Below are 8,630 nucleotides of genomic sequence, written 5' to 3'. Positions count from 1 at the left end.
CTGCCGGCCTCCTGGACCATGCGCACGGCGCGCTCCATCACTTCGGGGGAATATCGGACTGATTTTTTCATGGTGGCTCCATTTTCTCAAATGTTGGAGCCTCCTTCAAACCCGGGGCGATTCACTTTTTGCCTCGTCGGGATGCCGTCCTTCGCGCCGATTCTCTCCATTGATAGCCAACTTGCCCGGCGCTTTCCGATGCAGTTTCAGTTGGATTCGTTTACCGCTGGCACGAGCGAGAATCCGGGGAATCTGATTCCGTTTTTGAACGAGATTCGCCACCATGCCATGCAAAAGCTCGAACTCACGGCATTTCCTCGATTCGATCAGACGCATCAAGCGCATCAGATGCATGCCGCCACAGGCGGGAGCCCCGCATTCGTAATGTCGTTGATCAAAGAGGGCATTTTGCACGCGCTTAAGGCGGGAAGTAGGACTGTCACGCTTGAAGATTTTGCGACTGCGTGGGAAGGGGGCATTGCCGCGCATGCGAGCCTTTGCAGAGAGAATCCGTTTCGCATGTCGCCGGGCTCGTTGGCCACCGCTTTGCGGGGCGCGTTATGAAGCGAACCATCCTGCCAAACGCACCTATCGTCTTCGACGACGAAACCGCCGCAAGCGTGCTAATCAGGGCGGCAGAGGCAAACGGACACACCAACGTCTATCAATTGTTGTCCGGTACCGGGATAAAAATAAACGAGCCCTCTTTGAAAGCTTGCCTGATAGATCGTGAAAGATATCGGCACCTCGTTCGAGCGGTCGGCTTCAACGATGAGACGGCAACGCGTGCATTTAAGCGCGTTGACGAATCACGAAACTCGCCGCGCCATTACGGCACCGTAACCATACCGGATCGATGTTTCCGACGTGACGACGCGAGTACGTTCTGTGCTCAATGCTTGAAGGACCGCCCGTATTGGCGACAGCTATGGCTAATTCGCCCCTTCGCTGCCTGCATTGCCCACAAATGCCTCCTCGTTGATCGTTGCAGAAACTGCGGGAGAGTGCCATCCATTGGTCGCGGCGAGCTGGCAAGATGCAATCATTGCCGGGCAAGTCTCTTACTGATGCACGGAAGTTCCATCGACATCGATTCGATGAGTGCAGTCCAGCAGATGCTGGACTCCGGTGACGCTGACGCGTTGAACAGCGTACTTGAATTCTGGAGTGCATTAGAGCGATTTGATGGTTTGAAAAATACCCCCGCCGACGAGTACACTCGACTTCAAGCCGCCATCTCATTCTCCCGCGGCGAAGTTGCGGCTTTCGAGCATGTTGTTACGCTGGTCGCTAAAGGACTGCCGCTCATGAATCCACGGGTCCAGCTATTGTCCTTTTTGTCGGGGAGTAAATCGCTCATTCGCTTTGCTGAAGACGTAATAAGCCACGTCTCACCGCTCGTGAGGGTTGGATCAGGTGACTCACGGCTGGCCTACTTAAGCAAAAGTGAGGTGTGCACGCTTCTGCAAATGCCCCCAGCAAAGTTAGCTCAGCTTATTCGATGCGGGCAGATAAAATGGCCAAGCGGGGGCCGTCGTCAGCAGAGGATACCTTCGACAGAAATCGAAATGTACATGCAGGGCTTTTCCCAGACTGAAATCTTTTACGTGCATTCAGCGGAGCCTTACGGCCCCCTGCATCGGCATGACAAATAGCGCTCCCAAGCAATTTCCAAAGGACCGCGCAAACCAATCAATTTCATCGCTGGGATACCACTTGCTGGCCTCCTCTAGCCGTGGAAGGGCATGAACAGTGTCCCAGCGGCAGGGCATGATCATCATTACCGTCAGCGATCCACTACTGGCGGCCTGCGATCCGCTTTTCAGGGTAATATCGATACATCACTTCGACGGCCTCTTCCCAGCACGCCAAAATTTCAGACCTGTTTTCTGCGATCCAAGCTTGCACGGGTGCATGGTCCAAGCCTTTTTCACGTTCGAAGCAAGGACGGCCATCCTTGACGATGAACGCCGTAAAATAGTTCGCTCCACGAATCAAGACGATCGGTTCCCGCTCAGGCTTGTCACACAGCAGGATCGCCTTTACGAGGTCGAATTTGTGGCCCGGCATCACGATCTTGTTTAGGGTGGCAAGCGACTCCTTCGACACCACGCTAAATCCCGCATCAAGAAATGGCTCGCGACCATGATCTTCAAACGAGTACGGGACAAACCCGCTGGCCGAGTTGAAATCGACAGCTACGATCCGATCTTGAAGAACAGGATCGGCGCTCACCCACCAAGTATCCTCCATTGTTTCGGTGTCCTTGAACCGCGCTAGCGCCGCCGCAGTATCCATGCCCTTGAGCTTGTGGAAAACGGTCAATCCTGTCCGACGCGCAAAGTGCGGTGGTTCGTTTTGTATGCAGAAGTCGTTGAACGAGATCAGGCCCGGCGTGTTTTCGGGAAGGTCAACCGCGATACGCATAGCCGTCTTGTTGTGAGTAATTCCATTGCGGGGTGGTTCGCCTTCAACTCTGGTAAGGAACGCGATATCTTCCTCGCTGTATGTTTCCTTACCGGTTAGCAGTCCATGGCCCTCGTGGCTCGGAGAGGTCGTAAGCCAAACAACTGGCTTAATGATTTCGCCGTTCGCCCGGACCAGATGCCCATCGTTGATGCCACCGTTGGTCAGAATGGCCTCGGCAAGGGGAACGGAAGTGTAGTGATAGAAAAGCATGTATAGCGCCGTGGTTGGAGGATCAAGTGTTGATGCACAGCACTACTTTAGCGGCGAAGCGCGATCTAGGGAATCGCTGATTAATTCGTCAGACCGCGCTCCCGCCGACGTGCCGACCTGAGACAATATCGCAACGTTCACCGCTTGCCACCGATCATGCAAAAGAGCTTCGCCGACCTCGAATACGCCGCCAAGAAAAAGCTCACGCGGCGCGACCGTTTCCTCGCTGAGATCGACAGCGTGACGCCATGGGGCAAGCTGCACAAACTGGTCGAACCGTTCTATCCGAAAGTCGAAGGCGCGGGCCGGCCACCGATTGGCTTGGCGCGTATGCTGCGCATGTATGTGGCCCAACAATGCTTTGGTCTGTCGGACGAAGGCATTGAGGACGCGATCTACGACAGCCAGGCCATTCGCGCTTTCGTCGGCATCGACCTGGGCCGAGAGTCGGCGCCGGACGCGACGACGCTGCTCAAGTTTCGCCACCTGCTCGAATCGAAGGAACTGACGCGGAAAATCTTCGACGCGATCAACGGACACCTGGCCGAAAAGGGCTTGATGATGCGCGAGGGGACCATCGTCGACGCGACGCTGATCGCCGCGCCGCCATCGACCAAGAACAAGGACGGCAAGCGCGATCCAGAGATGCACCAATCGAAGAAGGGCAATGACTGGCACTTCGGGATGAAAGCCCACATCGGCGTTGATGCTGCGTCGGCCTGGTGCACACGGTCGTTGGCACGGCCGGCAACGTCTCGGACGTGACGCAGGCGCACGCGCTGCTGCACGGCGACGAGACAGCAGCGCTCGGCGACGCCGGTTACCAAGGCGTCGAGAAACGGCCCGAAAATATCGGCAAAGCGGTGACGTGGCATGTGGCTTTGAAGCGTTCCAAACGCAAGGCCTTGCCCGGTAACAAACTGGGGCGCATGCTCGAAAAACTGGAGCATCTGAAGGCCAGCGTGCGCGCAAAAGTTGAGCATCCCTTCCATGTCATCAAGAACCTGTTCCGCCATCGCAAAACACGCTATCGCGGCTTGGCAAAGAACACCGCGCAGCTGTTCACGCTGTTCGCCTTCGCCAATTTGGTTCTGGCCGGCAGGCGCTTTACGGTCACCGAAACCCGAAGAGCGTCTTGATCGCCGAAAGGCACGAGCCACGGGCTTAAATCGGCAAAAAGGGCTTCATTAAACCCCAAGAATCGACCCGCGTCGTCAGCGTCTGCGTTCGTCCGCACTGCTACCGATTCTTGGATGAGAGAGCGAATTGATCAGCGGCTCCATAGGCAAATGAGCATGTACTGGCTGACTGACGGTCAGCTATGGGACTTTTCGCCGATGACAAATAGGGACCATTTTGCCCTACTTGGCTACCCATTCTAAAAAGGTCATGCCAGCGCAGAACAAGATGAAGCCGAAGAATGCGATTACGGCTAGCGTCGCGATCAGTTTGCGATAGGCATAGCACATCAAGAACGCGATGATGCCTACGCCAACATAGATCAGTTTGGTCGTGGTGGTATGTACGACGAAAAAATGAAATTTCGGCAAGAACTCAGTCAGAATCCAGACAATGATTCCCGTTGGTACAGACGGCACTGCGATATCAAGAAATTCGCCGCTCTTAGCGTGCATTTCCTTGTCGGACAGTATCCGATTGCCAAGTATGTGCCAGCCCATGCGTTTTCTCCGAGACATTGAGGATTGTAGATTATATTCTACAAATATGGACTATAGTCATCATTTGTCGAATATAATCCGTGGATTGATAGTCCCGCCACCGGCATCCTCCCTTGCATGGGACGGGACTATGATCAGATACGCAAGCAGCTTGCGGTCAACATTCGGGTACTGCGAGGCCAAAAAGGGTTGTCGCAGGAGGCGCTCGCCCTGAGCGCTGATCTCGACCGGACCTACATCAGCCAGATCGAGCGTGGTGTTGGGAATCCTTCCTTGCTGGTGCTGTGCAAGCTGGCGACCATTCTGGAAGCTGATGTCAACGACCTAGTTGGCGTACCTCTACCTCCACAAGCCTGAGCAGCGATTCGAGCCGTTTCCATGTGGCGGATCGAATTTTGTTTGCCCGCACTCCGTGCCCCCTTGCTCAGGAAATTCGCGCCATAACGGAAATCTAAAGGTTAAGGAAGCCCCCGCGCATAGAGGAACAGCGTCGCGGAGTTACTTCCATGATGGTAGTCTCATGAAAGAAACTGTGAGTTTCCATCGATTAAAAAAGGTGTATATTAAGCACCAAGCAAGCATTCACTTATACCAAGACTTATCAGCGCGGGCGACAAGTCTAAAGAGCGGGGGCACGATGGTCACAGTAACAATTGAGAAATTTGTTGAAGATTTTTCCAACGAACTCAGGGAGCGGAATGTCGCCATTTTCGCCGGGGCCGGTCTATCCGTTGGTGCGGGATTTGTTGACTGGAAAGGCTTGCTCAAGCCACTTGCGGATGAACTAAGTCTCGACGTGGAAAAGGAGCATGATCTTGTCAAAATTGCACAATATCATGTGAACCACCACAGCAATAACCGCAACGACTTGAGCAATGCCATTCTCAACAACTTTTCAAAGAAAAAAACAGAAATAACGCCTAGCCACCAAATCTTGGCCAGATTGCCGGTTTTTACGTATTGGACTACCAACTACGATACAACCATTGAAGATGCACTCCGCGCAGTCGGAAAAAATGCTGATGTCAAATACGAGGTAGCGCAATTGCTACATACCCTGCATGGGCGGGACGCAATCGTCTACAAGATGCACGGCGACGCATCCAACCCGTCTTCCGCAGTTCTATGTAAAGAAGACTACGAGACCTACCATTTGAACCGAGGCGATTTTTTGACAGCATTAGCAGGGGATTTGTTGTCGAAAATGTTCTTGTTCGTAGGCTTCAGTTTTTCGGACCCAAACTTGGACTACGTCCTAAGTAGGCTACATACGCGGCATGGCAACAATTTGAGGAAGCACTACTGCTTCGTCAAGAAAGAAAGCGCGCACGCTGACGACAAGGAAGGAGATTTGGCATATCGGACTGCAAAGCAAGATCTATTTGTTCGAGATCTTCAGCGATATAACATTCGCGCTGTAATGGTTGATCGCTACGAACAAATCCCAGAGATATTGGGAATGGTTGAACGACGCCATAAGAGTGATACGGTCTTCGTGTCCGGCGCTGCGCATAGCTACGGTAGCCAGTGGTCTTCAGAAGAAGCTCTCAGCTTCGTTCATAAACTGGGCATGACCCTGATTGAGAAGAAGTTTCGTATTGTTACTGGGTTGGGGCTCGGTATCGGCAGCACCATCGTTGACGCAGCGTTACAGCAAATTTATCGAAATGAACGACGCATACTGACTGATGAATTAGTGATACGGCCGTTTCCGCAATCGACCGAAGGAAAGCAGCTTTGGACTGAGTACCGCAAGAATATGCTCGATTTCGCTGGGCTATCTGTATTCATGTTTGGCAACAGATTGGCTACCGCTTCAGGCGGCATCGAAGAATCGCCCGGAGTTATCGAGGAATTTGAGGTGGCTCATGCGAAAGGTGTCAAAGTCCTTCCCTTGGGATTCACAGGCTTCGCCGCCAAGACACTATGGGAAAAGGTAAACACGAATTTCGACACATATTATCCATCCGCGAGTCCGTCGTTCAAGACGTGGTTCACAGAACTTGGCGACCCAACGAGATCGTTAGACGATCAGTTGAAAACGACTATTTCAGCATTGACGGAATTACAGAAGGCATAGCATGAAATATTTCACAAAAAGCGAAGCACGTGCCGCAGCTCAGGCAAAAAAGACCGTACTAAAGAAGGCGTTTGAGGCGCATATCATGGACTCGGTAACAGCATCAACCGATGCTGATACTTTTGATATTTTTCTTTCGCATTCAATTCACGACGCGGAGCTAATTACGGGCGTCAAAGAACTATTGGAAAAGATGGGTTTTTCGGTTTACGTCGATTGGGATGCTGACCCACAGATGGATCGCAGCACCGTTTCAAAGAAGACGGCTGAGATTCTTCGCAAGCGAATGAAGCAATCGAAGTCACTAATATATGTTGCGACCGAAAAGGCAACTGCGTCTAAATGGATGCCTTGGGAATTGGGCTTTTTCGACGGGCATAAACCGGGGCAAATCGCAGTCCTCCCATTAATGGATTCTGAATCTGGGACCTTTCCGAGCCAAGAGTACCTTGGCCTGTATCCTCAAGTAACCAAGGACACATATAAGGGATCGAATGTAGAAGACATTTTTGTTGAGGATAAGGGAAACCGCTGGGCAACTCTCGCCAAGTTTGGAAAAGGTGCAACTAGCTGGAATTCCTATGGCTGATCTTTTTGTGGGCTGATAACTTAAACTAGGGAGAAAATAATGGCACGTAAGGCGTTCTACAGTTTTCATTATGTTCCGGACAATTGGCGCGCTTCGCAGGTGCGCAACATAGGCGTTGTTGAAGGCAATCAACCGGCATCGGACAACGATTGGGAAGCTGTCAAAAAGGGAGGAGACGCAGCTATTCAGAAATGGATCGACGGCCAACTCAGTGGCCGCTCATGCACGATTGTGCTTATCGGGGCTGAGACGGCACGTCGTAAATGGATCGACTATGAAATCGAAACATCGTGGAATAACAAGAAAGGCGTCCTTGGAATTCATGTCCACAATCTGAAGAATTCGGCCGGTCAGCAATCGTCCAAGGGCGCAAATCCATTCGCACATTTCACCATGGGCGCAAACAAGACTGCTCTGTCGTCAATCGTGAAGACTTATGATCCCCCGTACACAGATAGCAAGCAGGCGTATGACCATATCAGCTCGAATTTGAGTGCTTGGATTGAGGAAGCGATACAAATTCGAAATAAATATTGAGTGACTTGATTGCGGTCAACACAGCCGGTGCATGGCCCTCTACTTGAAAGAGCGATTTCAAATGAAAGGATTACGACATGGCTAGATGCACGGCTCCTGTACACGGCCATCGCACGGCGAGCGCAGCAGCAGCCTGCCCGGCATGTGGTGGTCGCTATGGCCGCTCTTACTCGTATTCTGCTCCGTCCTACTCTTCTTCGGGCGGCGGCGGGAGTGGTCATAGCCGCGTCACTGGGTCAGGTGGTGGCGCAAGGCCGCGCTGGTCGCGAGCCAGTTCGCCTGTGTCGTACACAACCGCCGAAGTGCTGGCGCTCACACCAATCCGCCGCACAGTTGAGAACCGCGCCACGCAGCCTGACCTTCGAGACGTATTTCTCTGCCATGCATGGGATGATCGACAAGGAGCCGCCAAGGAGCTGCACGATTTGCTCGTGTCGTGTGGTGTCTCCGTTTGGTTCAGCGAGAAGGATGTCGGCCTTGGAGTGCCGTTGATGCGCGCCATTGACAAGGGATTAGCGAACTCGCGAATCGGGCTTGTCCTAGTGACTCCAGCTCTACTGTTGCGCCTTCCCAAAGAGGGTATAGCCGACAGAGAGCTTTCGGCATTGTTGGCGCGTGACCAGTTAGTGCCTATCGTGCATAACACGACCTATGAAGCGCTCCGCGAAGTTAGCCCGCTTCTCGGCTCGCGAAGCGGGCTAAGCACCGCTGAAGATACGATGGCAAATGTCGCGGCCAAGCTAGCCGAGCTAGTGGCCCTATAGCCTTATTGTCCACACACCTTCGCCATTCAACTGTTAAATTTGGCCGCTGAAATACTGGTCGCTCCTTCTCGTCGGGAGAGGCGGCCAGCACCCAGCGTTCCACCGGCCACATCGAGTGGTTTGGGCACCTCAACCAACTGAGCGGCAAAATAAAGCTGGCTTTGTGTTCATTCAGTAGTCCGGTCTGAATAATTCAAATTCTGCCGGCACCCAGCAGCCAATGTACGCCTGGACTGGAGGGCACATCCGACACAGTGGCCTTGTCCCGGCGCAAGGGGCGGCACAACGCTAATCGCAGCAGG

Annotated in this window: 10 protein-coding genes; 8 read left to right on the top strand and 2 right to left on the bottom strand. The window is 53.0% G+C overall.

The genetic code is table 11. The features are described from left to right. Together GM676_RS31680 and GM676_RS30785 are read left to right on the top strand one after the other, a co-directional pair. Positions 1 to 564: hypothetical protein (locus GM676_RS31680; protein ID WP_211923323.1), on the top strand; the 564-nt coding region annotated here is incomplete at its 5' end. Then, the gene (locus GM676_RS30785; protein ID WP_155468378.1) at positions 561 to 1,655 is read left to right on the top strand and encodes a TniQ family protein; all 1,095 of its coding nucleotides are present in this window, start codon (positions 561 to 563) and stop codon (positions 1,653 to 1,655) included. The genes GM676_RS31680 and GM676_RS30785, both read left to right, overlap by 4 nt. Before the next feature lie 142 nt (positions 1,656 to 1,797). On the opposite strand, the gene GM676_RS30780 is transcribed toward GM676_RS30785, so the two are convergent. Then, positions 1,798 to 2,679, bottom strand: coding sequence for a hypothetical protein (locus tag GM676_RS30780; protein WP_155468377.1), 882 nt, complete (start codon positions 2,677 to 2,679; stop codon positions 1,798 to 1,800). A gap of 156 nt (positions 2,680 to 2,835) precedes the next feature. Between GM676_RS30780 and GM676_RS30775 the strand changes: the two genes are divergently transcribed. Further along, a protein-coding gene (locus GM676_RS30775) for an IS5 family transposase (protein ID WP_155468376.1) occupies positions 2,836 to 3,818 on the top strand; the annotation gives its coding sequence in 2 pieces (ribosomal slippage) (positions 2,836 to 3,394 and positions 3,394 to 3,818; 984 coding nt in all). Positions 3,819 to 4,040: 222 nt separating this feature from the next. Here GM676_RS30775 and GM676_RS30770 read toward each other — a convergent pair. Then, entirely contained in the window at positions 4,041 to 4,358 is a 318-nt protein-coding gene (locus GM676_RS30770) for a hypothetical protein (RefSeq protein WP_155468375.1), read from the bottom strand. Between the two features lie 117 nt (positions 4,359 to 4,475). Between GM676_RS30770 and GM676_RS30765 the strand changes: the two genes are divergently transcribed. The 5 genes from GM676_RS30765 to GM676_RS30745 all read left to right on the top strand — a co-directional run bounded on the left by GM676_RS30765 (position 4,476) and on the right by GM676_RS30745 (position 8,328). Beyond that, complete coding sequence (locus GM676_RS30765; RefSeq protein ID WP_155468374.1) at positions 4,476 to 4,715, top strand: helix-turn-helix domain-containing protein; 240 nt, start codon at positions 4,476 to 4,478, stop codon at positions 4,713 to 4,715. 163 nt (positions 4,716 to 4,878) lie between these two features. Beyond that, positions 4,879 to 6,438, top strand: a complete 1,560-nt coding sequence (locus GM676_RS30760) for an SIR2 family protein (protein ID WP_155468373.1) — start codon at positions 4,879 to 4,881, stop codon at positions 6,436 to 6,438. Position 6,439: 1 nt separating this feature from the next. Beyond that, positions 6,440 to 7,027: a toll/interleukin-1 receptor domain-containing protein gene (locus GM676_RS30755; protein ID WP_155468372.1), complete on the top strand. Its 588-nt coding sequence runs from the start codon at positions 6,440 to 6,442 to the stop codon at positions 7,025 to 7,027. Between the two features lie 39 nt (positions 7,028 to 7,066). Then, positions 7,067 to 7,564 carry a TIR domain-containing protein gene (locus GM676_RS30750; RefSeq protein WP_155468371.1) on the top strand — a complete coding sequence of 166 codons (498 nt, stop codon included), beginning with the start codon at positions 7,067 to 7,069 and terminating at the stop codon, positions 7,562 to 7,564. A gap of 77 nt (positions 7,565 to 7,641) precedes the next feature. Beyond that, the gene (locus tag GM676_RS30745; protein WP_155468370.1) at positions 7,642 to 8,328 is read left to right on the top strand and encodes a toll/interleukin-1 receptor domain-containing protein; all 687 of its coding nucleotides are present in this window, start codon (positions 7,642 to 7,644) and stop codon (positions 8,326 to 8,328) included. Positions 8,329 to 8,630: the final 302 nt, after the last annotated feature.

The organism is Duganella radicis, assembly GCF_009720825.1.
GTDB lineage: Bacteria > Pseudomonadota > Gammaproteobacteria > Burkholderiales > Burkholderiaceae_D > Rugamonas > Rugamonas radicis.
This window is presented reverse-complemented; position numbering and strand designations above follow the sequence as displayed.

What these genes read in the sequence shown, in the direction of transcription:
- GM676_RS30785 (WP_155468378.1), top strand. Translation starts at nt 561, where the DNA reads ATGAAGCGAACCATCCTGCCAAACGCACCTATCGTCTTCGACGACGAA.
- GM676_RS30780 (WP_155468377.1), bottom strand. Translation starts at nt 2,679, where the DNA reads ATGCTTTTCTATCACTACACTTCCGTTCCCCTTGCCGAGGCCATTCTG.
- GM676_RS30770 (WP_155468375.1), bottom strand. Translation starts at nt 4,358, where the DNA reads ATGGGCTGGCACATACTTGGCAATCGGATACTGTCCGACAAGGAAATG.
- GM676_RS30765 (WP_155468374.1), top strand. Translation starts at nt 4,476, where the DNA reads ATGGGACGGGACTATGATCAGATACGCAAGCAGCTTGCGGTCAACATT.
- GM676_RS30760 (WP_155468373.1), top strand. Translation starts at nt 4,879, where the DNA reads ATGAAAGAAACTGTGAGTTTCCATCGATTAAAAAAGGTGTATATTAAG.
- GM676_RS30755 (WP_155468372.1), top strand. Translation starts at nt 6,440, where the DNA reads ATGAAATATTTCACAAAAAGCGAAGCACGTGCCGCAGCTCAGGCAAAA.
- GM676_RS30750 (WP_155468371.1), top strand. Translation starts at nt 7,067, where the DNA reads ATGGCACGTAAGGCGTTCTACAGTTTTCATTATGTTCCGGACAATTGG.
- GM676_RS30745 (WP_155468370.1), top strand. Translation starts at nt 7,642, where the DNA reads ATGGCTAGATGCACGGCTCCTGTACACGGCCATCGCACGGCGAGCGCA.